Below are 24678 nucleotides of genomic sequence, written 5' to 3' on the forward strand. Positions count from 1 at the left end.
TAGTGGACACGATTGCCAGCCTCTTCAGCTTCATCACGACACCCGTTTCATGGGTCATCGTCCAGTTCCACTCGGTGTACGGGAAGATCTTCGGTCCCGACACGGGCTGGGCCTGGGGCCTGTCCATCGTGTCCCTGGTGATCCTGATCCGTATCTGCCTGATCCCGCTCTTCGTGAAGCAGATCAAGGCGACCCGGGCGATGCAGACGCTGCAGCCCGAGATGAAGAAGATCCAGGAGCGCTACAAGAGCGACAAGCAGCGCCAGTCCGAAGAGATGATGAAGCTGTACAAGGAGACGGGTACCAACCCGCTCTCCTCGTGCCTTCCCATCCTGGCGCAGTCCCCGTTCTTCTTCGCCCTGTATCACGTGCTCAACGGCATCGCGACGGGCAAGACGATCGGCGTCATCGACGATCAGCTGCTCGCCAGCGCCCGTAAGGCGCACATCTTCGGCGCCCCGCTTGCCGCGAAGTTCACGGACAGCGCCGACAAGGTGGCCCAGCTCGGGGCGCAGATCACCGACGTGCGGGTCGTCACGGCGATCATGATCGTCTTGATGTCGGCGTCGCAGTTCTACACGCAGCGCCAGCTGATGACGAAGAACGTCGACACCACGGTGAAGACGCCGTTCATGCAGCAGCAGAAGATGCTGATGTACGTCTTCCCGGTCATGTTCGCCGTCTTCGGCATCAACTTCCCGGTCGGTGTCCTCGTCTACTGGCTGACCACCAACGTGTGGACCATGGGTCAGCAGATGTACGTCATCCACAACAACCCGACCCCGGGTTCCAAGGCTCAGGCCGCCTACCTGGAGCGCCTGACCAAGCACGTCACGCAGCACGGCAAGACCCGCAAGCGGAGCGAGAAGACCATCGTCAAGGCGATCGTCGCCAAGGGCCGTGACCGCAACGAGTTCGAGCGCAAGTTCATCAACGCCTTGAACAAGGCGGGTCTCGCTGCTCAGGCCGACGGCACCGTGATGAAGAGCGAGAGCGCTGCAGCCGTTCAGTCCGAGGACGGTACGGCGACCACTGGTGGCGCCGCCGCTCCCAAGCGCCAGCAGCCCAAGCGGCAGAGCAAGGCCCAGCGTCAGTCGGGCGGTGCGAAGGCGCCCGACGACTCCGAGCCGAAGACGTCGCTGAGCAAGTCCGACGAGCCGGAGGACGCCAAGCCCTCCGCCGCTGCGAAGAAGGCCGAGCCGAAGCCCGGCGGCGGTACCCGCAGCAAGGCCCAGTCCGGGCAGCGCAAAGGCCCGCAGCGCCCCAAGTCCCCGTCCAAGAAGTAAGAAGGAGCCCATCCCGTGACGGAAGGCACCACCTCCGCCGCTGCCGAGGGTGCAGACACCCTTACCCGCCTGGAGCAGGAGGGCGAGATCGCGGCGGACTACCTCGAGGGTCTGCTGGACATCGCCGATCTCGACGGCGACATCGACATGGACGTCGAGGCCGACCGCGCCGCTGTCTCGATCATCAGCGACGCGGGCAGCCGAGACCTGCAGAAGCTGGTCGGCCGTGACGGTGAGGTGCTTGAGGCGCTGCAGGAGCTCACGCGCCTGGCCGTGCACCGGGAGACCGGGGACCGCAGCCGGTTGATGCTGGACATCGGCGGCTACCGCGCAAAGAAGCGCGCCGAGCTTTCCGAGCTGGGCGCGAAGGCGGCCGCCGAGGTCAGGAGCACCGGCGAGCCCGTGAAGATGAAGCCGATGACGCCGTTCGAGCGCAAGGTCGTGCACGACGCCGTCAAGGCTGCGGGCCTGCGCAGCGAGTCCGAGGGCGAGGAGCCGCAGCGCTTCGTCGTTGTGCTCCCGGCCTGATCGGTCCGTACGTTCCTCCGGCCCCGTCTGTAGCGCAGGCGGGGCCGAGCTTTGTCAGCCTGATAGTTCTGGTGGTCTCGGCGCTCGGTGCGCCGATGCGGTACGGAAGGACGGTCCCGTGACGGAGGCAGCGGAGCTTCCCCCTGCGCCCGAGCAGGCGCGCACGGTGTTCGGCGATCGCTTCGCGGACGCGGTCCGCTATGCGGAGCTGCTCGCTGAGGCGGGTGTGCAGCGCGGTCTGATCGGCCCGCGTGAGGTGCCTCGCCTGTGGGAGCGGCACCTGCTGAACTGTGCGGTGCTCTCCGAGGTGGTGCCCGAGGGCGTGACCGTCTGTGATGTCGGCTCGGGTGCCGGCCTGCCGGGCATTCCCCTGGCGCTGGTCCGTGAGGACCTGAAGATCACGCTGCTGGAACCGCTGCTGCGGCGTACGAACTTTCTCACCGAGGTCGTGGAGTTGCTCGGACTGGACCATGTGACGGTCGTCCGTGGTCGTGCCGAGGAGGTCATGGGCAAGGTGCCGTCGGTGCATGTGGTGACGGCCCGGGCCGTGGCTCCGCTGGACCGGCTGGCCACATGGGGCATTCCGCTGCTGCGGCCGTACGGGGAGATGCTTGCGCTCAAGGGCGACACCGCCGAGGAGGAGCTCAAGAGCGCGGCCACCGCACTCAGCAAGCTGGGTGCGGTGGAGACGTCCATCCTGCATGTGGGTGAAGGAGTGGTGGATCCTCTGTCCACGGTGGTGCGGGTCGAGGTCGGTGAGAGCCCCGGCGGTGTCCGCTTCGCGGCGAAGAAGGCCAAGGCCGCACGGGCGGGGCGGGCGCGTCGGCGCCGCTGATCCGGCCTGACGACGAGACGTACTCCACACAAGCTGCCAAACCTACGCACGCCGGAGTGTCGCGACAGTTCGGCCACCGCTGCTGTGCATCGTGTTTCACGTGAAACGTCGCTCACTGCTCCACGGCATCATCAGCCGCGGCCGCGCCGCTGCCGAACCCCGCGACCGTAAGCCTCTCGGTTCACTCGGAGAGGCGCCCGTATCCGACGAGATGCGGTCCCCCGTGAGGGGGGCCGAGTTGTCCACAGAGGTGGAATTCTCCACAGAACAACAGGCCTCACTGGTTCACGACCCCGAAGACATGGGAGGCTCTGTTCATTGCGAGCCTGAAGTCGAGGAGAGTGAATCCTTGCGGTCCGACGCCAACATCGCGGGACCGATGACCGATCCGGTCCCCGGTCCCCGTACCGAGTCGATGGGGGAGGATGTTTCACGTGAAACACCGCCCCCGATGGACGACACTCCGATCGGTCGTGCTGCCCAACTGGCGGTGGAGGCTCTGGGCCGCGCAGGCGAGGGCCTGCCACGGCCCGAGCAGACGCGCGTCATGGTGGTGGCCAACCAGAAGGGCGGTGTCGGAAAGACGACGACCACCGTCAACCTTGCCGCCTCCCTGGCCCTGCACGGCGGCCGTGTCCTGGTGATCGACCTCGACCCTCAGGGCAACGCATCGACTGCGCTGGGGATCGACCATCACGCCGAGGTCCCGTCCATCTACGACGTCCTGGTAGAGAGCAAGCCCCTCGCGCAGGTCGTCCAGCCAGTCCCGGATGTCGAGGGTCTCTTCTGTGCCCCCGCCACGATCGATCTCGCCGGTGCGGAGATCGAGCTGGTGTCCCTGGTGGCACGGGAGAGCCGACTGCAGCGAGCCATCCAGGCCTATGAGCAGCCGCTGGACTACATCCTGATCGACTGTCCTCCTTCGCTCGGCCTGTTGACGGTCAACGCCCTGGTGGCCGGCGCGGAGGTCCTCATTCCCATCCAGTGCGAGTACTACGCGCTGGAGGGTCTGGGCCAGCTGCTGCGCAACGTCGACCTGGTGCGGGGGCACCTCAACCCCGCGCTGCATGTATCGACGATCCTGCTCACCATGTACGACGGCCGGACGCGCCTCGCGTCGCAGGTCGCGGACGAGGTGCGCAGCCACTTCGGCGACGAGGTGCTGCGGACGAGCATTCCCCGCTCGGTCCGTATCTCCGAGGCACCGAGTTATGGGCAGACGGTGCTGACCTACGATCCGGGATCGAGCGGTGCCTTGTCCTATCTTGAGGCGGCACGAGAAATCGCGCTGAAGGGGGTGGGCGTGTCCTACGACGCGCCGCATGCCCACATCGGCGCCCAGAGTGATCCAAGTATGGTGGAGGGGATTCAGTGAGCGAGCGACGGAGGGGTTTGGGCCGTGGTCTCGGCGCGTTGATCCCTGCTGCCCCGACGGAGAAGACACCGGCCCCGGCCGCGATGGGGGGCGCTGGTTCGGCGTCTCCGTCGGCCGTCCCGGTGCTGACCACCGACCGGGGAGTGGCCGCGGCGAAGGTGACAACGCTGCCGCCTGTTTCACATGAAACCGAGGAGCCGTCGCTGAACGGCGTCGCGGAGGCCCCCGCGTCTCCTGTGGGCGCCCACTTCGCGGAGCTCCCTCTCGACTCGATCACGCCGAACCCGCGCCAGCCGCGTGAGGTCTTCGACGAGGACGCGCTGCAGGAACTCGTCACCTCCATCAAGGAGGTGGGTCTCCTCCAGCCGGTTGTCGTACGGCAGTTGGGTCCCGCCCGCTATGAGCTCATCATGGGCGAGCGGCGCTGGCGGGCCTGCCGTGAGGCCGGCCTGGAGGCGATCCCGGCGATCGTGCGGGCCACGGAGGACGAGAAGCTTCTCCTGGATGCCCTGCTGGAGAACCTGCATCGGGCGCAGCTGAACCCGCTGGAAGAGGCTGCTGCCTATGACCAGCTTCTGAAGGACTTCAACTGCACGCATGATCAGCTGGCCGACCGGATCGGTCGCTCCCGCCCTCAGGTCTCCAACACGCTGCGTCTGCTGAAGCTGTCGCCGGCGGTCCAGCGCCGGGTGGCTGCCGGGGTTCTGTCCGCCGGTCATGCGAGGGCGCTGCTCTCCGTCGAGGACTCGGAGGAGCAGGACCGGCTGGCCCACCGGATCGTGGCAGAGGGGCTGTCCGTTCGAGCCGTCGAGGAGATCGTGACCCTGATGGGGTCGCGGCCGCAGACGGCTCAGCGGTCCAAGGGCCCTCGGGCCGGCGCGCGAGTCTCCCCGGCGCTGACCGATCTCGCGACCCGTCTTTCGGATCGTTTCGAGACACGCGTGAAGGTCGACCTGGGGCAGAAGAAGGGCAAGATCACCGTCGAGTTCGCCTCCATGGAGGACCTCGAGCGGATCCTCAGCAGCCTCGCTCCCGGTGAGGGACCGGTCCTGCAGAAGAGCCTCCTGGAGGACGATCCCGAGGATCTCGAGGCCTAGACAGTCTGTGGCCGACGGGGCGGTTTCTCCCGCTGGGCCGACAGAGTGGGCCGTGTCCGGTGTGTACCGGAACACGGCCCGCTCTTTGCTTTCAGGCAGTATCGATGGAATCGCTTCGTGGATACGATGCGTTCGGGTATGGCGCATCCACCTGGCAGTACCTCTGAGAGGGAGGCAGGGGCCATGCGAACGATGAGCCGCACCGGACTGGTGAGCGCGGGTCTCGGAATCGGCGCGGTCGGCGGCTTCGTCGGGAGCCTGCTGAGGGAACGGAGCGCTCTGACAGCCGCCCGCGACGCTGCGGGCGAAGGAAGCGAGGAACAGGCTTCATGGGGCGTCGGCTCGTACCGCTCACGCTGGACAACCTTCAGGACCTTCCAAACCGCTGTCGGGCGTGTGTCTTCTGGGAGTTGGACCCAGTCAGCGGTGAGGCCGCGGTAAAAGCGGGCACGTCTGCCTTGGAGAAGGAAGCCTGGATTTCCGCGGTCCTGCTGGACTGGGGGTCCTGCGGCCGGGTCGTGTACGTCGACGATGTGCCGGTGGGCTTCGTTCTGTACGCGCCTCCGGCCTACGTTCCGCGCTCCACGGCTTTCCCCACGAGTCCCGTTTCGTCCGACGCGGTGCAGCTGATGACCGCGTTCATCATGCCTGGCTATCAGGGGCAGGGGCTCGGGCGGGTCATGGTCCAGACGGTCGCCAAGGATCTGCTGCGGCGAGGCTTCAAAGCAATCGAGGCTTTCGGGGACGCACGGTGGAAGGAACCCGCGTGCGTCCTGCCGGCCGACCATCTTCTGGCCGTGGGCTTCAAGACGGTCCGCCCTCACCCGGCTTACCCCCGTCTGAGGCTGGAGCTGCGGACGACGCTGTCCTGGAAGGAAGACGTGGAGATGGCGCTCGACCGGCTGCTGGGGGCTGTGCAGAAGGAGCCGGTCCTGAGACCGCTGTGAAGAGCGTCCGGACAAGCGAATGGGCCAACCCTTCCGGGTTGGCCCATTCGTGTTTCACGTGAAACATCCACCGCCGACTCGACGGCTTCGCCGACTACTCGGCGATGAAGTCCTCGAGGTCGCGGACGATCGCGGCCTTCGGCTTCGCACCGACGATGGTCTTGGCGACCTCTCCAGCCTGGTAGACGTTCAGCGTCGGGATGGACATGACGCCGTACTTGGCGGCCGTACCCGGGTTCTCATCGATGTTGAGCTTGACGACCTCGATCTTGTCGCCGTACTCGGCGGCGATCGCCTCGAGAGACGGCGCGATCTGGCGGCACGGTCCGCACCAGGCGGCCCAGAAGTCCACCAGTACGGGCTTGTCGCTCTTGAGGACGTCCTGCTCGAAGGAATCGTCGGTCACATTCTTCAGGGTGCCGGCCACGGCGGGCTCCTTAACTGGTTGGTGCGTGGGGCGGATGGAGGTCAGACAGAGGTCTTCTCGGGCTCGGCCTGCTCCTCGTCCGCAAGGGCGGCGAGGAAGCGCTCGGCGTCGAGCGCGGCGGAGCAGCCGGTACCGGCGGCGGTGATCGCCTGACGGTAGGTGTGGTCGACCACGTCACCGGCGGCGAAGACACCGGTCAGGTTGGTGCGGGTGGAAGGAGCGGCGACCTTGAGGTAGCCCTCCTCGTCGAGGTCGAGCTGACCCTTGAAGAGTTCGGTGCGCGGGTCGTGGCCGATCGCGATGAACAGGCCGGTGACCGCCAGGTCCGAGAGTTCGCCGGTCTTGAGGTTGCGCAGCTTCAGACCCGAGAGCTTGGGATCGCCCTGGATCTCAGCGACCTCGCTGTCCCAGACGAACTTGATCTTCGGGTCGGCGAAGGCGCGCTCCTGCATCGCCTTGGAGGCGCGCAGGGTGTCCCGGCGGTGGACGATCGTCACGGACTTGGCGAAGCGGGAGAGGAAGGTCGCCTCCTCCATCGCGGTGTCGCCGCCGCCGATCACGGCGATGTCCTGGTCCTTGAAGAAGAAGCCGTCACAGGTGGCACACCAGGAGACACCGCGGCCGGAGAGGGCGTCCTCGTTCGGCAGGCCGAGCTTGCGGTGCTGGGAGCCGGTGGTGACGATGACGGACTTTGCCCTGTGTACGGTGCCTGCGGTGTCGGTGACGGTCTTGATCTCACCGGTCAGGTCGACGGAGACGACGTCGTCCGGGACGAGCTCGGCACCGAAGCGCTCGGCCTGGGCACGCATGTTGTCCATGAGCTCGGGGCCCATGATGCCGTCCTGGAAGCCGGGGAAGTTTTCCACGTCGGTGGTGTTCATCAGCGCGCCACCGGCGGTGACGGCGCCCTCGAACACGAGCGGCTTCAGCGACGCGCGCGCGGTGTAGAGCGCCGCCGTGTAGCCGGCGGGCCCGGAGCCGATGATGATCACGTTACGGACGTCGCTCACGGCTTGTTTCCTCGTCTCTGGACTGCGTCGTCGGACCGGGGGAGCCCCTCTCAGAACTCTCACCCCACCCAACGGATCCTAAGGGGCGCGCATTCCCACTGTGTCCGGGCACACGGAGACGCGACACGGTACGGGACACCACCCACGACGGAGACGAAGCGTGTGCGTTCAGGGACGGGTGTAGGAGTGCGTCAGGAGGACCTTGGCCTTCGTGGCGGACGCATGACCCACACAGCTCGCATCCACGATGTATGCGGTCACCTTGTTGCCGGCGGAGGCGTCGGACATGACCACGAGCAGGGCGTCCGTGCCCTTGTAGGTCCCTTGCTTCGCTGCGAGCGCCGGGTCGGTGCGCCCGATGCCGTTACGGACGCAGTCCGGGACCGTGGGCTCCTTCAAGATCCTGGGCTGGTTGGATCCGCCCTCCACGCCAAGACTGTGCGGAGCATGGGAGCTGCTGTCCGAACTCTGGCTCTTGAGGAGACCGGTGACCTGGGACTCCAGCTTGGCCTCCGAGAACGTGTCCGCGGTGGTGGGCTTCTGGCCCCCGGCCTCGGAAGCGGGCGGTTTCCCGTCGTTCAGCGATGTCAGCAGGACCGAACCGAAGCCCAGTGCGGCGACTGTGAAGACGGTGCCCAGAATGGCGACCCTGCGGCGGCCGCCCCGCTTGCGTTGCTTGCGACCAGGTCCGCTGGTGGCGGGACGGGAATGTCCCGCGGGACGGTCTGGGGTTGCCGATGTTTCACGTGAAACACGCGCGCTGTCACCGGCGTCGTCCGCCACACGGGACGCACCGACGAGCGCCGGGGCATCCGTGACATCGGGTGCCGTCGAGTTCAGCAGCGCCTCGGCCGCGAGAGCGGCATCGATCCGGCCAGCAATATCGGCGGGCATACGGGTCGGGCCCGGTACCGAACCGAGCAGCCCCCGGATCTCCTCCAGCGACGTGTAGACGTCCGCGCAGAGCTCGCACTCGTCCAGGTGCCGTCGTACGTCGGCAGTCCGGGACGGCGGAAGCAGCCCTTCGGTGAGGTCGGAGATTTCGGCGACGTCCGGGTGTCCGGCCATGTCCGTCGTGGATGTCACGCTCGCCCACCTCCGCCCTTCACAGCAGCTGAATCGCTTGGCCCGGTATCCGGCCCTGTATCGCCTGGACCGGCAGTCGGCGGTCCCGCTGCCGGTGGGACGGATGTCCCCTGGGTCCGGTTCCGCTCCTCGCCCTGTTCCTTGGGGCCACCGGCGTTTTCCGGCCGGAGATGGGTGAGGAGCGGCAGGAGTCTGGCTCTGCCGCGGGCGCAGCGGCTCTTCACCGTGCCGGTGGGGACATCGAGCACGCGGGCGGCTTCGGCGACCGGGTATCCCTGCATGTCCACGAGGACGAGGGCGGCGCGCTGGTCGGGCGGCAGGGTGCCGAGTGCCTCCAGCAGCTGCCGGTGCAGATCGTTGCGCTCCGCGGGAGCCGATGCCTCCTCGTGCGGCTCCAGCAGCTGCTCCAGCCGCTCGGTGTCGTCGACCGGGGAGGTCTTGCGCGAGGCAGCCTTGCGGGCGCGGTCGAGGCAGGCGTTCACCGTGATCCGGTGCAGCCAGGTCGTGACGGCCGACTGCCCCCGGAAGGTGTGGGCGGCCCGGTAGGCGGACACAAGGGCGTCCTGAACGGCGTCAGCGGCCTCCTCCCGGTCCCCCAGCGTCCGCAGGGCCACCGCCCACAGCCGGTCCCGATGACGCCGCACAAGCTCGCCGAAGGCGTCCGGGTCGCCCTCTACATGGCGGGCCAGGAGGTCCTGATCGCTTGCGTCGCCGTATGCGGTGTCATCTGCCATCGGACCCCCTCCCCTGGGATGCGGTGAGCTTTCAGCCGGTGAACTTCAGGTCCGTCACTGCCTGCTTGTAGCCAGGGTCGCTGTACGAGTCCCCCTGCGCGTACGGCAGTGCCGTGAACCACACCAGTACGTACCGGCTCTTCACCGGCTTGGTGACGGTCACCTTGGCAGACGTGCCGGAGGTCGTCACGGATCCCAGTTTCGTCATGGAAGTCAGCGGAACCGAGGAACTCATGGAGCCCGTCGCGTAGAGCGTGACCGTTGTGTGGTCGCCGCCGAACAGGAGCCCTATCGAAGCGGCGGAGACCTCCTGCTCCGAGCCGAAGTCGTAGACGATGCCGACTCCGGGCTTGAAGGCCGGTTTCATGTCCGGGCCGTCCTTGAAGGTGGCGGTACGCCAGTACGTGGAGCTCTTGTTGTCGTACGTCTTGTCGACGTCGTTGGGGTGCTGGGCGTCACCCTTGGCGACGTACTCCTGGGCCCTCTGGATCGGGAGGGTCTTGACCGGCTTGGTTTTGTCGCCGCCCTTGTCTCCCCCGTCGTTCGTCTGCGTCTTGTTCGTGTCGTCGGACTTGTTGCTCTCCATGAGTGCGTCCGCGAGCTGCCAGCTGCCCAGGCCCAGGGCCGCGATGAGGAGAGCCGAGACGGCCCACTTCAGGGCCTTGCCGGTGCGGCTCTGCAGCGGGGCCGGGGGAGCCGGCACCGGCTGGGTGGCGCCGGGGTGCGGTGCCGGGCGGCCGTACGTGCCCTGCTGATACGTGGTGCGCTGGTACTCCGGCGGCGCGGTGAACGCGGGCTCCGGCGGGCGGATGCGGGGCATCTCGCCGATCGCCTTCACCAGTTCCTCCGGCGTGGTGCACGCGGATTCGTGGCGGGAGGCAGTCGCCCCGTCGTTGGCGAGTGCGCGCATGGCCAGCTCGGACAGACCGCGGTGGACACCGGCCCGCACCTGGTCGGGTGCGATCAGACCGACGTCCTTGGGCAGCCCCGCCAGACCGTACGCGTCGTTCTCGTACGGCCAGCGCTGGGTGAGCCCCGCGTACAGGAGTGCGCCGACGGACTCCGTGTCGGTGCGCTGCGGGGTGTCCGAACTGATTCCACGCAGCGCGGCGTTCACCGCGAGGCCACGGATGCGCCACTGGCCGCTGGAGGTACGCAGCACGGCGTTGGGGTTCAGCCGCAGATGGGCCAGGCCCTCGCGGTGCGCTGCAGCCATTGCGGAGGCGATCTGACTGACCATCTGGTAGGCGTCGTGCGGCTCCAGCGGACCGGAGGCGAGCAGCGTGGTCAGCTCGGCGGCGTCGGGCAGCCACTCGTGGACGACGTAGACGAGGTCGTTCTCCTCGACCGCGTCCAGCACCTGGACGAAGCGGGGATCACCGAGCAGCGCCGAGGAGCGGGCCGCGGCCAGCACCGAACGTGCCCGTGAATGGTCCGCCGGCAGGATGTGGACTCCGACGGCGCGGCGAAGCTTCTCGTCCACGGCACGCCAACTGCTGAATCCGTCCAGACGGGTGACGCACTCCTCGAGCCGGTACCGTCTGGCGAGTTTGTGGCCGCTGTGCAGCTCGGGTGGTGAGGCCTTCCCGGGACCCTCGGTCCCGCCACTCCCCTGTGCCTCGTCGATCTCCGTGTCCCGCTCCCGGTTCTGGGCCACCCCGTCGGCCGTGGACTGGTCCGCCTCCGCGGTCAGCGGTTGGTCGCCGCTGTTGTCTGCCACGTCGACGGCAGCCGTGCTCCGTTCCGCCACCGTCGTTCCTGCCTCCCCATTCAATGCGCGCCGGCCAACATCCGTGCGCGCTGTCCGACGCCGAAACCAATTGTGCCCACAGTCCGCCGCTATGCACGACACGCGGTGGCGGACGATGGTTGTGCGCGTACCCCCGCGTCAGCGCCCCAGACGCCCGCGGACCATGCCGACCAGTGAGTTCAGTTCCTCGATCCGCATCTTGCGGGCGGCCAGGAAGAAGATCCCGAGCAGGACCGCGCCGCCCGCCAGCAGGGCCGCGAGGGATCCGACGACGCCCTGGCCGAGCGTGTGGCCGATCTCGTAGCAGGCCGCGCCGCTGAGGGCCGCTGCGGGCACCGAGGCGATGCAGAGCCTGGCGTACGTCCGCAGGACGCGGGCGCCGTCCAGGTCGCCGCCGAGCCGCTTGCGCAGCCGGTTCCAGGCGACGCCGACGCCGATCGCGTAGGCGAGGCCGTACGAGGCTGCCATGCCGGCCACGGCCCAGCGGGCCGGCAGGGTGACGTAACACAGCGCTGAGGCTCCCGCGTTGACCGCGGCCACGATGACCGTGTTGTAGAAGGGCGTCCGGGTGTCCTCGTAGGCGTAGAACGCGCGCAGGACGACGTACTGCACGGAGTACGGGATCAGGCCGAGGGCGAACGCCATCAGCATGAAGCCCATGTTGGTGGCCTCACTGATGCCCGAGGAGCCGAAGATCAGCGTGCACATCGGGATGCCGAGGGCGAGAAAACCGAAGGCGATCGGCACGATGGCTACGGCAGTGGTGCGCAGGCCCTGGGAGATGTCGTCGCGGACGGCACCGCTGTCGTCCTCCGCCGCCGAGCGCGAGATGCGCGGCAGCAGGGCGGCCATCAGGGAGACGGTGATGATCGCCTGCGGCAGGCCCCAGATCAGCTGGGCGTTGGCGTAGGCGGCGAAGCCGGTGCCGTCGACGGGTGAGGCCTTGCCGGCCGAGGTGGACAGCTGCGAGACGACGATCGCGCCGGCCTGGTTGGCGAGGACGAACAGGACGGTCCACTTGGCGAGCGTCACGGCCTTGCCGAGGCCGTGGCCCCTCCAGTCGAACCGCAGCCGCAGCCGGAATCCGGTCTCGCGCAGGTACGGGATCATCGCCAGCGCCTGGACGACGAGGCCGAGCAGCACACCGATGCCGAGGAGCCGCTGGCCCTCCGGCGGGATGGTCGTGACCTTCATGCCGGAGGTCGCCGCGGTGCCGTAGACCCACATGAACATGCCGAGCGTCACGATGATGACGATGTTGTTCAGGACCGGCGTCCACATCATGGCGCCGAACTTCCCTCGGGCGTTGAGGATCTGCCCCATCACCACATGGACGCCCATGAAAAAGATCGAGGGCAGGAAGTAGCGGACGAAGGTGACGCCCACCTCGTTGGCCGCCGGATCGCTTGCCACCGAGTCCGACAGCAGGCGGATCAGGAGCGGCGCGCCGAGGACCGCGAGGACCGTGAGGGCGCCCAGCGCCACCATGACCAGGGTCAGCAGACGGTTGGCGTAGGCCTCGCCGCCGTCCTCGTCCTCCTTCATGGCGCGCACGAGCTGTGGCACGAACACCGAGTTGAGGCCGCCGCCGACGGTCAGGATGTAGATCATCGTGGGCAGCTGGTAGGCGACCTGGAAGGTGTCGCCGAGCAGACCGACGCCCAGCGCCGAGACGATCAGTGCGGAGCGGATGAAGCCGGTGAGGCGGGAGACCATCGTGCCCGCGGCCATCACGGCGCTCGACTTGAGCAGCCCCCCGCTCTTCTTCGCCGGGGCCACAGGAGCTGCTGGGGGCACCGGAGCCGCGGGCGGCGTGGTGCCGAGGTCCATGGTCTGGTCGGTCGCGGAGGCGGGCGCCGCCGGAGCCTGGTACTGCGCGGTCGGTGAGGACGCGCCCGGCGCGGCCGCCGGGCCGGGCACGGACGGGGATTCCGACGGGGGGTATCCGCCGTTCTGCTGCTGGTCCCGGAAGAGATGCGCGAAGGCGTCCGGCTCGTGGCGCTCCTCGCCGGCACGGGTGACCAGGTCGTCGACGCCCACGTACTGGGTGGTGCGGGGGTCGTCGCCGTACGGCAGGTACTGGCTCGGGCCGTCCGGTTCCGGCGCCGGTGTCTGGGCCCAGACCCGGGAGTCGGGGGCGTACGGGGACTGAGGCGGCTGGGCGTACAGCGGTTGCTGCGGCTGGTAGGTCCCCGGTGGCGGCGGGGGGTGCGCGGCACGGTCGTAGAGGGCCTCGGCGACCGGGTCCTGCGCGGAGAGGTCCTGTGCCCGGTAGGGGTCCTGGTCGTAGGCGTCCTGGAGGTACATGTCCGCGGGGGGCTGCGGCGGTACCTGGCCGTGCTCGGGCAGCGGGCCCTCGGGGGGGCCCGAGCTGCCCGCGGCCTGGCCGCGGTCACCGTCGTACGGCGCGTTCATGGTTACCCCACCTCATCGTCCCGGGCCCACCGGCCACGACATCCTCAACGGTCCACTCTCTCACCCGTGCCGGACGGGTCGGTGCTTTCCGGTGCGGTGTCCGGTGTCGGGTCACTCGGCTGCTCAGGGTCGTCTGCCCGGGCGTCGGTGCCGGACTCCTCCTTGAGACGGTCTTCGGGGTCCTCGGGGTTCTTCGGCCCCTCGGCGGGCTCGTCGGCCTCGTCGGGACCGCCCTCCTCGGCCTCACGGGCGGCCGCGCGCTTGCGCTGCGTGTACATCCGGAAGCCGGCGAGGACGAGCAGGAGGAAGCCGCCGCCGATGACCAGCATCACGGTGGCCGTGATGCTGGTCACCTTGACGTCGAAGGTGACGGCGTTGCCGTATTCCTGGCCGTCCTCCGTGTACAGCTGGGCGACCACCGTGGCCTGGCCATTGGCCTTGGCCGTCGTGGTGAACTTCACCGTCTGGCTGTGCCCGCCGGAGACCGTGACGGGTTGCTCCTGGTAGGCGTGACCGCCGATCTGGAGGCGGGTGGGGCTCGTCGAGGTGAGGCGCAGCGTCAGGTGCTGGACACCCTGTACCAGATTGTTCTGGACGGTCACGGGGAGCGTGGCGCTGCGTCCGGAGAGCTTGGTGTCGGACTTGTCGATCAGCTTGACCTGGCCGGTCAGATCGGTGAGGTGGTTGTCGACGTCGCTGCGGAAGTTCGCCGCCGCGGTCGGGCTACCCCGCCACGACGTGGACATCCCGCGGTTCATGGCGCGTCCGAAGGGGGTCACCACGCGGGACTCGTCGCTGAGGATCACCTTGAAGTTGTCGAGTTCGTCCTGTGTGGTCGCGATCTTCTGGAAGGCAGAGCGCGGCAGCTCCTGCTTGCGCAGCGAGGACGGATACGCGGACGTCGACGGCACCCTCGTCGTGGCTCCCGGGTCCGGTTTGGCCCTGGCGGCCGACGCGAGCTTCTGGGTCTCGGACCAGTTGCCGCCCTGGAGGGCCGACAGCGCGTCGGCCATGGCCTGGGCCTGGTGGGTCGTGGGCATGCGCTGCGGAGCGACGACGATGCTGCGCTGCTGGTTCGTCTGCAGGTTGAGCTCGAGGCTCTGGGCAAGGAACTGCTGCACGGCGAGCGTGCTGTCGGAGGCCGTCGTGAGGTCGCCCTCGAACGCCTCCGACAGGCGGGCGTCCGCGACCACCGCCGTGGTGCCGCCGCCGATCGGGCGCGCCGCGGAGGGGGTGTAGGACAGGCTGCCGGTCTCCTGGAGGCTGTCGCTGCGCGCGATGACCTGGTCGGCGCCGGCGGAGGTGGCGACCTTCACGATCGACGGGTCGACGGCGCCGTCCACGGGCCAGGCGAAGTCCGTGCTCGGTTTCACGTGGAGGATCGGCTCCACCGTGTTGGCGACGACGTCCGTGGCCTCCTTGAGGTGGCTCAGCGAACCGGTCACGCTCGTGCCGTTGTGGGCGAGGGAGGCGAGGTCCGGGTCGGCGAAGGGCAGCGCGACGACCTCCTTGTCGGCCACCGCCTTCTGCAGCTCGGCGAGCCACTGTTTGGCGACCGCCTGGTGCGTGCCCGCCGTGGTGCTGTTGCCGGCGGCCCGGACGCGATAGTTGCGGGTCATCGCGTCGACCGAGGCCAGCAGGTCCGGGTCGATCACCCATGTGACGTCGAGGCTCTCGCCCAGGGAGAGCATCTCGTCCAGGCGGCCGCCCGGGGAGATCTCCTTGGCGAGATCGTCATTGAGGAAGACCGGTGTCTGCTGCTCGTTCGATCCCGTCTCCGCCGTCATGTGGACGGTGGACACCAGCGGCCACAGAAACGTCGTCTTCGTCTTGGTGCCGGCCTCGTCGGGCTGCCAGGGCAGGAAGGTCCGCTGGATTCCGAGGACCTGGTCCCACGGCTGCGCGGCAGTCTCGCCGGACAGTGAGACGGCGAACTGGTAGACCCCGTCGTCACCGAGGTTCAGCTTGTCGACCGGCACGGAGATGCTGAAGGGCTCAGCGACGCCTGGAGTGAGCTGGGAGAACTTCTCGACGTATTTGCCGCCGATCTCCGAGCCGGTCGCGCGCCGGAGGCTGCCACTGTTCTGGGTGACGTCCTCGACGGCCGAGCGTGTGTTGAGCTGACGCCCCACGCGCAGTCCCACATGGGCGCCGGTGACCGTCTGCTTGCCGTTGTTGGTCACGGTGCCCGACACAGTCAGCGTGTCCCCGTCCGTGGGGACCTCGGGGCTGAGCGAGTCGAGGGCGACGGCCACCGAGCCCGACCCTGAGGCGTCCTGCAAGGAGATCTGACCAGCGGCGTTCGCGGAAGCCGCTGAGGGCAGCTGGAGGAGGCCGGCCAGCAGAGGCGCTCCTGCGAGCAGTGCTCCGGTGCGCCGCAGCCACCGGCGGGCAGGTGAGGGATTCGTCCCCTGGAAGTCTGCCGCCTCGGCCACGCGCTCGTCCGTCCCTCGTCGTCGTCAGTGGTCGTCGGAATGTGCGTCCACGCATGGTAACGATGCGCGCTGAGGGGAAGTGCCGCGGACTGCCGGACAAGATCGGGGGCCAGGGCCGACCTGTCCTTTATCTACACGTATAAAGAGAAGCGCGACCTGTACGCCCCAAGAACAGTGCTCGTGCACGTATCCACTGAGGTGTCCGTGGACGTTTTATGGAGGCGCTTGCGGTCGCCCGGGCCACGTACCCTCTTCTGTTGTGCCGAACGCCAACGAAGCCCACCTCAGTGCCCCGAGCCAGGAGCCGCGCCGCGTGCCGAGCGAACCGCTGCGGGTGGATCCTGTCGCCGATGACCTCGCCAGCCGTTTCCAGGAGGCCGGGTTCTCGCTCGCCCTGGTCGGCGGCTCGGTCCGGGACGCGCTGCTCGGCCGGCTCGGCAATGACCTCGACTTCACGACCGATGCCCGCCCCGAGGACGTCCTCAAGATCGTCCGTCCGTGGGCGGATGCCGTGTGGGAGGTGGGCATCGCCTTCGGGACGGTGGGGGCGCAGAAGGACGGCTTCCAGATCGAGGTGACGACCTACCGGTCGGAGGCCTACGACCGCACCTCACGCAAGCCCGAGGTGTCGTACGGCGACTCCATCGAGGAAGACCTCGTCCGTCGTGACTTCACCGTCAACGCGATGGCCCTCGCACTTCCGGAGAAGAAGTTCATCGACCCGCACGACGGACGGGGCGACCTCGCTGCACGCGTCCTTCGTACCCCGGGGACTCCTGAGGCGTCCTTCTCCGACGATCCGCTGCGGATGATGCGGGCGGCACGCTTCGCCGCGCAGCTCGACTTCGAAGTGGCCCCTGAGGTCGTGACGGCCATGAAGGAGATGGCCGGCCGGATCGAGATCGTCTCGGCCGAGCGGGTACGGGACGAGCTGAACAAGCTGATCCTGTCCGCGAACCCGCGCAAGGGTCTGACGCTGTTGGTCGAGACCGGTCTCGCGGACCATGTGCTGCCCGAGCTGCCGGCCCTGCGGCTGGAGCGTGACGAGCACCATCGGCACAAGGACGTCTACGAGCACACGCTGATCGTCCTGGAACAGGCGATCGCGCTGGAGGAGAACGGCCCGGACCTGACTCTCCGCCTGGCCGCGCTGCTGCACGACATCGGCAAGCCGCGCACTCGCCGTTTCGAGCAGGACGGCCGGGTCTCGTTCCACCACCACGAGGTGGTCGGCGCGAAGATGACCAAGAAGCGCATGACGGCTCTCAAGTACTCCAACGAGCTGGTGAAGGACGTCTCACGTCTGGTCGAACTCCACCTGCGGTTCCACGGGTACGGGACCGGCGAGTGGACGGACTCTGCGGTCCGCCGTTACGTCCGTGACGCCGGTCCTCTTCTCGACCGCCTGCACAAGCTGACCCGCTCGGACTGCACGACGCGGAACAAGCGCAAGGCGGTGGCGCTGTCGCGGGCGTACGACGGTCTGGAGGAGCGCATCGCCCAGCTCCAGGAGCAGGAGGAACTGGACGCGATCCGTCCCGACCTCGACGGCAACCAGATCATGGAGATCCTGGGAATCGGCCCGGGGCCGGCCATCGGCCAGGCGTACAAGTTCCTGCTCGAGCTGCGGCTGGAGAACGGGCCGATGGAGCATGGCTCGGCGGTGGCGGCGCTCAAGGGATGGTGGGCTGAGCAGAGCTGAGGCTGTGAAACGGGGTCATGTTTCACGTGAAACATGACCCGGGATGCGCGGTGGGGGCGGTGTTTCACGTGAAACACCGCCCCAGGCGTGTGGGTGAACCCTTACTTGGCGGAGTACGGCGTGAGGCAGAGGGTCAAGTCGCTCCTGCCGGTCTCCGTGTACTCGGCGTACTTGGTGCGGTCGCAGCCGGAGTCGTCGCTCTTCTTCTGGACGACCTTGTACTTGGCCTTCGAGCTGTTGCAGTCCACGACCTTGAGGCCCGGATCGGTGGTGCTCTCCGGGTTGCTGATGCTCATGCAGTCGCCGACCTTGGCGGTGTCGGGGTCATGGCGGCTCGCGAGATAGCCGACTCCGGCGGCTATGAGGGCGACGATGACGACCCCGATGCGCAGGTACTGCTTGATGCCGCGCTTCGGCCGCTGCGGAGGAATCGGCGCGTACGGCGCGGTGGCCTGCTGGGGGAACCCGGGGTGACCCGGCTGCTGCGGGTAGCCGCCCTGGGGCGGATAAGGCGCCGGGGCCTGCGGCGGGTACGGTGCCTGGCCCTGGGGCTGGCCGTAGGGCTGCTGGCCCTGTGCGAACGGGTTCTGGCCCTGGGGCGGAGTGGTCACTTGAGGGTCCCCCTGAAGAGTTGGTGAGCGGCGCGCATAAGAGCCGTGTAAGACCCCGGTAAGTTATCGGCTGCCACTGACACTTCCGTGACCCGGAGAGACTCTGTGGCACTGATATGACACTTACCGGCGTTCAAAGCGGGCCATAGCCGCAGCAACCACCCCGTAGACAATGGCGACTGTGATCACCAGCGGCACGGAGCGGCCGTCCGGTGGCAGCATCAGTGCTGCCACCGCCGCGGCGCCGACGAAGGCGACGTTGAACAGGACGTCGTAGACGGAGAAGATCCGGCCCCGGAAGCCGTCGTCGACGGAGGACTGCACGACCGTGTCCGTCGCGATCTTCGCACCCTGGGTGGTGAGGCCGAGGACGAACGTCGCGACCAGCATCGGAGCGGTGGCGAAGGGAAGACCGAGGGCGGGTTCCAGGACGGCGGCCGCCGCGGCGCACACCGCGATCCAGCGGCCCGGCCCGAGGCGTCCCGCAGCCCAGGGCGTCACCACGGCCGCCGCGAAGAAGCCGGCGGCGGAAGTCCCCAGCGCCAGCCCCAGCAGACGCAGCCCCTCGGTCGTGGTCGAGGCGAAGGTGTACCGGCACAGCATCAACAGCATGACCAGCAGCGCGCCGTAGCAGAACCGCATCAGGGTCATCGTGACGAGTGCCCAGGCTGCCTCCCGGCGTGGCGGTGCGGCGAGGTGTCGTACAGCTGCCGTCAGGTCGCGGGCCGTGCCGGTGAGCGCCGTGGCCAGCCTCGGCTGCACCAACTCGGCCTCCGGCCCGAGCAGTTCCGGTGCCAGGCGCAGCGACGCGAGCGCCGCGCACAGATACAGGAAGGCGCCCAGCAGGACCACGGCGGCGTCGGAGTCCGCCGCAACCAGCCGTACGACGAAGGCGAGACCGCCGCCCGCGGCCGCCGCGAGCGTGCCGGCAGTTGGGGAAAGGGAGTTGGCCATCACCAGCCGCTCGGCGTCGACGACGCGCGGCAGCGCTGCGGACAGTCCCGCGAGGACGAAACGGTTGACGGCGGTCACGCAGAGCGCGGAGACGTAGAAGAGCCAGTCAGGGGCGTGACTGAGGATCAGGACGGCTGTGGCCGACGCCAGCATGGCGCGTAGCAGATTGCCGTAGAGGAAGACCTGGCGGCGGCGCCAGCGGTCCAGCAGGACGCCTGCGAAGGGGCCCACCAGGGAGTACGGGAGCAGCAGGACCGCCATGGCGGAGGCGATCGCGGTGGCCGAGGTCTGTTTCTCCGGCGAGAAGACGACGTAGGCGGCGAGTGCGACCTGGTACACGCCGTCGGCGCCCTGGGAAAGCAGGCGTATGGCGAGCAGGCGCCGGAAGTTCGCGAAGCGCAGAAGAGTGCGCAGATCACGGACGACGGCCATGGGGCACAGCCTCACATACGGGGAGGGTCCCCGGGCGTTGCAACCCGGGGACCCTCGACGCCCTGGCAGGAGCAGTTGTGTCAGCGCTTAGCGCTCGACCTCACCCTTGATGAACTTCTCGACGTTCTCGCGGGCCTCGTCGTCGAAGTACTGGACCGGCGGGGACTTCATGAAGTAGCTGGAGGCCGACAGGATCGGACCGCCGATGCCGCGGTCCTTGGCGATCTTCGCGGCGCGCAGGGCGTCGATGATGACACCCGCGGAGTTCGGGGAGTCCCAGACCTCGAGCTTGTACTCCAGGTTCAGCGGGACGTCACCGAAGGCGCGGCCCTCGAGGCGGACGTAGGCCCACTTGCGGTCGTCCAGCCAGGCGACGTAGTCGGACGGGCCGATGTGGACGTTCTTCTCGCCGAGGTCCCGGTCGGGGATCTGGGAGGTGACGGCCTGCGTCTTGGAGATCTTCTTGGACTCGAGGCGCTCCCGCTCGAGCATGTTCTTGAAGTCCATGTTGCCGCCGACGTTCAGCTGCATCGTGCGGTCCAGGATGACGCCCCGGTCCTCGAACAGCTTCGCCATGACGCGGTGCGTGATGGTGGCGCCGACCTGGGACTTGATGTCGTCACCGACGATCGGGACGCCCGCCTCGGTGAACTTGTCCGCCCACTCCTTGGTGCCGGCGATGAAGACCGGAAGGGCGTTGACGAAGGCGACCTTGGCGTCGATGGCGCACTGGGCGTAGAACTTCGCCGCGTCCTCGGAGCCGACGGGCAGGTAGCAGACGAGGACGTCGACCTGCTTGTCCTTGAGGACCTGGACGACGTCGACGGGATCGGCGTCGGACTCCTCGATGGTCTGGCGGTAGTACTTGCCGAGACCGTCGAGGGTGTGGCCGCGCTGGACGGTGACACCGGAGGTGGGCACGTCGCAGATCTTGATGGTGTTGTTCTCCGAGGCGCCGATGGCGTCCGCGAGGTCGAGGCCGACCTTCTTCGCGTCGACGTCGAACGCGGCGACGAACTCGACGTCACGGACGTGGTAGTCGCCGAACTGGACGTGCATCAGGCCGGGGACCTTGGACGCCGGGTCGGCGTCCTTGTAGTACTCGACTCCCTGAACCAGCGACGCGGCGCAGTTGCCCACACCGACGATGGCTACGCGAACCGAACCCATTCCGGTTGCTCCCTGTGTGTACGAGTGAGGCCCTGACTGGACTCTCACGTGGCGGTGTCGTCGGGCGTATCCGTCCCAGGGGTGTCCCCGGGACGGGGCAGGACGCCCGGCGCTCCAGATGTGTTGTTCTGCTGAGCGGACCCCCCGGAGGCGGGGCCCTTCCGGTCCCGTCCGGCCCGCTCGCTCTCGATGAGCTCGTTCAGCCAGCGCACTTCGCGCTCCACGGACTCCATCCCGTGGCGCTGGAGCTCAAGCGTGTAGTCGTCGAGGCGCTCCCGGGTGCGCGCCAGGGAGGCGCGCATCTTCTCCAGGCGCTCCTCCAGCCGGCTGCGGCGGCCCTCCAGCACGCGCATGCGTACGTCGCGCGACGTCTGCCCGAAGAAGGCGAACCTGGCGGCGAAGTGCTCGTCCTCGTACGCGTCGGGGCCCGTCTGCGAGAGCAGCTCCTCGAAGTGCTCCTTACCTTCCGCCGTCAACCGGTAGACGATCTTCGCTCGACGCCCGGCGAGCGGCGCCGCGAGGGCGTCCTCGGGGGTGTGTCCCGGCTCTTCGATCAACCAGCCGTTGGCGACCAGCGTCTTGAGGCAGGGATAGAGCGTTCCGTAGCTGAACGCACGGAACACACCCAGTGACGTATTGAGTCGTTTCCGCAGTTCATAGCCGTGCATCGGGGACTCGCGGAGCAGGCCGAGTACGGCGAACTCAAGGATCCCGGAACGCCGGCTCATCCGCTCGCCTCCTTGCCTTATCTCGCACCGATGTATCGACTCGATACATCAAGACGATAGAACGGCCTTCCGGATGCGACAAGTGGGGAGACGGTGAACGGGATCACATCACTTATTCATCAGAGGCAAGTTGCCTGATTTGGGGTGAACTCTGGGGCTCAGTGGGTTTTGGCGGTGCGTAGTCTGTGCGGCATGCAAACCACCGGGAGCCGAGTGACACCAGGGGGTGTCATGGCTCCCGGCGCAGTACGGGTGAATGCGGGATCGACCACATCCGTACTTCGGGGGGACCGGAAACCAGCCGCCGTTTCCAGGCGCGCAAAGGTGCGCCTGCCCGAGGAGTAGTCGTTCGATGAGCGAGCACCGTCGCAAACCGCCGCAGCCGCAGGGAGGCGGACGTGCCGCGGCCCGACGCGGCCAGTCCGGCTCGTCCTCCGGCCGCCGCGCGGCACCGCGAGGCGCAACCGGGTCCCCGGCCGATTACGGACTGGGCCAGGGGTCGACTGACGAGGAGCGGTCGCACGGCGGCCGCGCCGAAGCCCGCCGCGCGGCACAGAGAACTGGAGGCGGCCGCCGCAGAGCGGCCGAGCCCGGCCGCGGAGGTCGACGCGGCGCGCCCGGCGGCCCAGGCGGGCCGGGACGGGGCAGAGGGCGAGCACCCGATCCCGGCAGAAAGCGCCTGATCGACTATCCGCGCGCGGGCAAGTACGGCGTGGGTCGCTGGATGCCGTCGTGGAAGCTGGTGACAGGCCTGTTCATCGGCTTCATCGGAAGCCTGGTGGCGGTGGCGGGCATCGGGTACGCCATGGTGAGCGTCCCGAACGTCGCCGACACCGCGAAGGCGCAGAACAACGTCTTCTACTGGGCCGACGGAAGCGAGATGGTCGCCACGGGTGGTGAGACGAACCGGCAGATCGTCAACCTCTCGCAGATCCCCAAGGCGATGCAGTACGCCGTCGTCTCGCAGGAGAACAAGACCTTCTACACCGACAGCGGCATCGACCCGAAGGGCATCGCCCGCGCCGTGTTCAACATGGCCCGGGGCGGCGAGACCCAGGGTGGCTCCACCATCACCCAGCAGTACGTCAAGAACGCGCGGCTGGGCGACCAGTCACAGACGATCACGCGTAAGTTCAAGGAGATCTTCATCTCCATAAAGGTGGGCGCCACGGTCTCGAAGGACGAGATCATGAAGGGCTACCTGAACTCCGCGTACTACGGGCGCAACGCCTACGGCATCCAGGCGGCCGCCCGCGCGTACTTCAACAAGGACTCCGTCGAGCTGAACCCGGGCGAGTGCGCGTTCCTGGCGGCGATGCTCAAGGGCGCCACGTACTACGACCCGGCGGGCTCCACCTCCATCGACCCGGCGGCCACCCCGGAGGCCAACAGCAAGCGTGCGCTGCGCCAGATGCAGAACACGCTCGACAAGATGGTCCAGTACCACCGTCTGGACGCGGCGACCCGAGCCAAGTACACCAAGCTCCCCGACGTGAAGAACCCGCGGTCGAACACCCAGCTCGCCGGCCAGGTCGGCTACCTCGTGGACCTGGCCAAGGCGTATCTGATCAACAACACCAATATCTCCGCCGACGACCTGCAGCGGGGCGGCTACTCGATCTACACGACCTTCGACAAGAAGAAGGTCAAGGAGCTCGAGGCTTCGGTCAAGAACGTCCAGAAGACCAACATCAAGCCCAAGGAGCGCCCCAAGACGGACACACACGTCCAGTTCGGCGGCGCTTCCGTGGATCCGACGACCGGTGCCATCAAGGCCATCTACGGCGGTGAGGACGCAACCAAGCACTTCACCAACAACGCCGACGTCACCGGCGCCCAGGTCGGTTCGACCTTCAAGCCGTTCGTGCTGGCGGCGGCGATGAAGTGGGGGGTGCGGGACAAGAGCCTCGGCCCGGAGCAGGCGCAGGACGAACGCACCCCCGTCTCCCCGAAGAGCCTGTACAGCGGTAAGAACAAGCTCAAGATCGAGGACTACGACAAGACGGTCTGGAAGAACGACAAGGGTGAGGAGTGGCTGCAGACCAACGACGGCAACGAGTCGTACGGCAGTCCGCCCAAGTACCAGATCGACTTGCGTGAGGCGATGCGGGAGTCGGTGAACTCCGCCTATGTGCAGCTCGGCATGGACGTCGGCCTGGACAAGGTGAAGGAGGCGGCCATTGACGCCGGCCTCAAGGAGAACAGCCTGGCCGGTACCAGCTTCCCGTCCTTCTCCATCGGTATCTCCGACCCGAGCGCGATCCGCATGGCGGGCGCGTATGCCACCTTCGCGGCCAGCGGCCAGCAGCGTGAACCGTTCTCCGTCACGAAGGTCACGAGCCAGGACGGTACGGTCTACACCCACACGGACAAGCCCAACGACGCGTTCACTGCGAAGGTCGCCGACAACGTCACCGATGTGCTGAAGACCGTGGTCGACAAGGGCACGGGTACCGCTGCCCAACTGCCCGGACGGCAGGTGGCCGGTAAGACCGGTACCACCGACGGCAACAAGTCCGCCTGGTTCGTGGGCTACACCCCGCAGCTCTCCACGTCGATCACGATGTTCCGTTACAACGACGACGAGTCGGAGAAGAACCGCACCTTCCTGGAGATGTATGGCACGGGCGGTCAGAAGAAGATCCACGGTGCGTCGTTCCCGGCCGAAATCTGGCACGACTACATGGCGCAGGCGTTGAAGAACGATCCGCCGAAGGATTTCCCAACCCCGGAGCCCATCGGTGAAGTCATCAACGACGTGCCGAGCCCGACGGCCGTTCCGACGCCCAGTGCGACCCTCACGAGTCCTTCACCGAGTCCGACACCCAGCGAGACCTTGACGAGCCCGTCCCCCTCGGCGAGCGAGTCGTGCAGGTTCGGCTGGCAGTGCACGAGCACCGGCGGTACGGACACCGGCGGCACCGACGGGGGCGTGACCCCGTCGCCGACGGCCACGGACACGTCCGGTACCGGAAACAACAGAGGCAACGGCAACGGAGGGCTCTTCGGAGGCCCCGCCGGCTAGTCGTCGCTGGACCCGACACGGGCGTTTCACGTGAAACATGTCGACGTTTCACGTGAAACAGGGGCCGCCGCACCTGAGTGGTTGCGGCGGCCCTCGGCGTATTCCTAGACACGTACGGCAGGATGTGCGGC

19 protein-coding genes are annotated in these 24678 nt (G+C 67.8%); 8 read left to right on the plus strand and 11 right to left on the minus strand.

From position 1 onward, the window contains the following. Positions 1–2 precede the first annotated feature (2 nt). The 6 genes from yidC (at position 3) to ACFY1U_RS17455 (ending at position 6068) form a co-directional block, all read left to right on the plus strand. Positions 3–1286 (plus strand): membrane protein insertase YidC, encoded by a 1284-nt coding sequence (gene yidC / locus ACFY1U_RS17430; RefSeq protein ID WP_390694971.1) that lies wholly within the window; start codon positions 3–5, stop codon positions 1284–1286. 15 nt (positions 1287–1301) lie between these two features. Continuing rightward, positions 1302–1814 (plus strand): R3H domain-containing nucleic acid-binding protein, encoded by a 513-nt coding sequence (locus ACFY1U_RS17435; RefSeq protein ID WP_266957587.1) that lies wholly within the window; start codon positions 1302–1304, stop codon positions 1812–1814. A 118-nt stretch (positions 1815–1932) separates the two neighbouring features. Beyond that, positions 1933–2649, plus strand: coding sequence for a 16S rRNA (guanine(527)-N(7))-methyltransferase RsmG (gene rsmG / locus ACFY1U_RS17440; protein WP_390694972.1), 717 nt, complete (start codon positions 1933–1935; stop codon positions 2647–2649). Positions 2650–2950: 301 nt separating this feature from the next. Then, positions 2951–4024 carry a ParA family protein gene (locus tag ACFY1U_RS17445; protein ID WP_390695224.1) on the plus strand — a complete coding sequence of 358 codons (1074 nt, stop codon included), beginning with the start codon at positions 2951–2953 and terminating at the stop codon, positions 4022–4024. Further along, complete coding sequence (locus ACFY1U_RS17450; protein ID WP_390694973.1) at positions 4021–5121, plus strand: ParB/RepB/Spo0J family partition protein; 1101 nt, start codon at positions 4021–4023, stop codon at positions 5119–5121. The genes ACFY1U_RS17445 and ACFY1U_RS17450 overlap by 4 nt, the downstream gene beginning before the upstream one ends. A gap of 329 nt (positions 5122–5450) precedes the next feature. Next, positions 5451–6068 carry a GNAT family N-acetyltransferase gene (locus tag ACFY1U_RS17455; protein ID WP_390694974.1) on the plus strand — a complete coding sequence of 206 codons (618 nt, stop codon included), beginning with the start codon at positions 5451–5453 and terminating at the stop codon, positions 6066–6068. 94 nt (positions 6069–6162) lie between these two features. Here the strand turns inward: ACFY1U_RS17455 and trxA are convergent, their stop codons facing one another. The 7 genes from trxA to ACFY1U_RS17490 form a co-directional block, all read right to left on the minus strand. Beyond that, positions 6163–6495: a thioredoxin gene (gene trxA / locus ACFY1U_RS17460; protein ID WP_275779071.1), complete on the minus strand. Its 333-nt coding sequence runs from the start codon at positions 6493–6495 to the stop codon at positions 6163–6165. A gap of 41 nt (positions 6496–6536) precedes the next feature. Next, on the minus strand, positions 6537–7505 hold the full coding sequence (gene trxB, locus ACFY1U_RS17465; RefSeq protein ID WP_390694975.1) for a thioredoxin-disulfide reductase: 969 nt from the start codon (positions 7503–7505) through the stop codon (positions 6537–6539). A gap of 168 nt (positions 7506–7673) precedes the next feature. After that, positions 7674–8591: an anti-sigma factor family protein gene (locus tag ACFY1U_RS17470; protein ID WP_390694976.1), complete on the minus strand. Its 918-nt coding sequence runs from the start codon at positions 8589–8591 to the stop codon at positions 7674–7676. Next, positions 8588–9325: an RNA polymerase sigma factor SigM gene (gene sigM / locus ACFY1U_RS17475; RefSeq protein ID WP_390694977.1), complete on the minus strand. Its 738-nt coding sequence runs from the start codon at positions 9323–9325 to the stop codon at positions 8588–8590. The genes ACFY1U_RS17470 and sigM overlap by 4 nt, the downstream gene beginning before the upstream one ends. Before the next feature lie 31 nt (positions 9326–9356). Continuing rightward, positions 9357–11075 carry a serine/threonine protein kinase gene (locus ACFY1U_RS17480; protein WP_390694978.1) on the minus strand — a complete coding sequence of 573 codons (1719 nt, stop codon included), beginning with the start codon at positions 11073–11075 and terminating at the stop codon, positions 9357–9359. A 138-nt stretch (positions 11076–11213) separates the two neighbouring features. Further along, positions 11214–13490 carry a murein biosynthesis integral membrane protein MurJ gene (murJ, locus tag ACFY1U_RS17485; RefSeq protein ID WP_390694979.1) on the minus strand — a complete coding sequence of 759 codons (2277 nt, stop codon included), beginning with the start codon at positions 13488–13490 and terminating at the stop codon, positions 11214–11216. A gap of 44 nt (positions 13491–13534) precedes the next feature. Continuing rightward, on the minus strand, positions 13535–15925 hold the full coding sequence (locus ACFY1U_RS17490; protein ID WP_390694980.1) for a DUF6049 family protein: 2391 nt from the start codon (positions 15923–15925) through the stop codon (positions 13535–13537). Between the two features lie 259 nt (positions 15926–16184). Between ACFY1U_RS17490 and ACFY1U_RS17495 the strand changes: the two genes are divergently transcribed. After that, positions 16185–17627: a CCA tRNA nucleotidyltransferase gene (locus ACFY1U_RS17495; protein ID WP_390694981.1), complete on the plus strand. Its 1443-nt coding sequence runs from the start codon at positions 16185–16187 to the stop codon at positions 17625–17627. Between the two features lie 101 nt (positions 17628–17728). On the opposite strand, the gene ACFY1U_RS17500 is transcribed toward ACFY1U_RS17495, so the two are convergent. The 4 genes from ACFY1U_RS17500 to ACFY1U_RS17515 form a co-directional block, all read right to left on the minus strand. Then, a complete protein-coding gene (locus ACFY1U_RS17500) occupies positions 17729–18238 on the minus strand; it encodes a hypothetical protein (RefSeq protein ID WP_390694982.1) in 510 nt (169 codons plus the stop codon). Positions 18239–18361: 123 nt separating this feature from the next. Continuing rightward, positions 18362–19624: an MFS transporter gene (locus ACFY1U_RS17505; protein WP_390694983.1), complete on the minus strand. Its 1263-nt coding sequence runs from the start codon at positions 19622–19624 to the stop codon at positions 18362–18364. A gap of 87 nt (positions 19625–19711) precedes the next feature. Then, complete coding sequence (locus ACFY1U_RS17510) at positions 19712–20794, minus strand: inositol-3-phosphate synthase (RefSeq protein ID WP_099930060.1); 1083 nt, start codon at positions 20792–20794, stop codon at positions 19712–19714. A 44-nt stretch (positions 20795–20838) separates the two neighbouring features. Next, complete coding sequence (locus tag ACFY1U_RS17515) at positions 20839–21522, minus strand: helix-turn-helix transcriptional regulator (RefSeq protein ID WP_390694984.1); 684 nt, start codon at positions 21520–21522, stop codon at positions 20839–20841. 352 nt (positions 21523–21874) lie between these two features. Here ACFY1U_RS17515 and ACFY1U_RS17520 point away from each other — a divergent pair, with 352 nt between their 5' ends. Further along, positions 21875–24547: a transglycosylase domain-containing protein gene (locus tag ACFY1U_RS17520; protein WP_390694985.1), complete on the plus strand. Its 2673-nt coding sequence runs from the start codon at positions 21875–21877 to the stop codon at positions 24545–24547. Positions 24548–24678: the final 131 nt, after the last annotated feature.

The sequence above is a fragment of the Streptomyces sp. NPDC001351 genome, from assembly GCF_042896045.1.
In the GTDB taxonomy this organism is placed as follows: Bacteria; Actinomycetota; Actinomycetes; order Streptomycetales; family Streptomycetaceae; genus Streptomyces.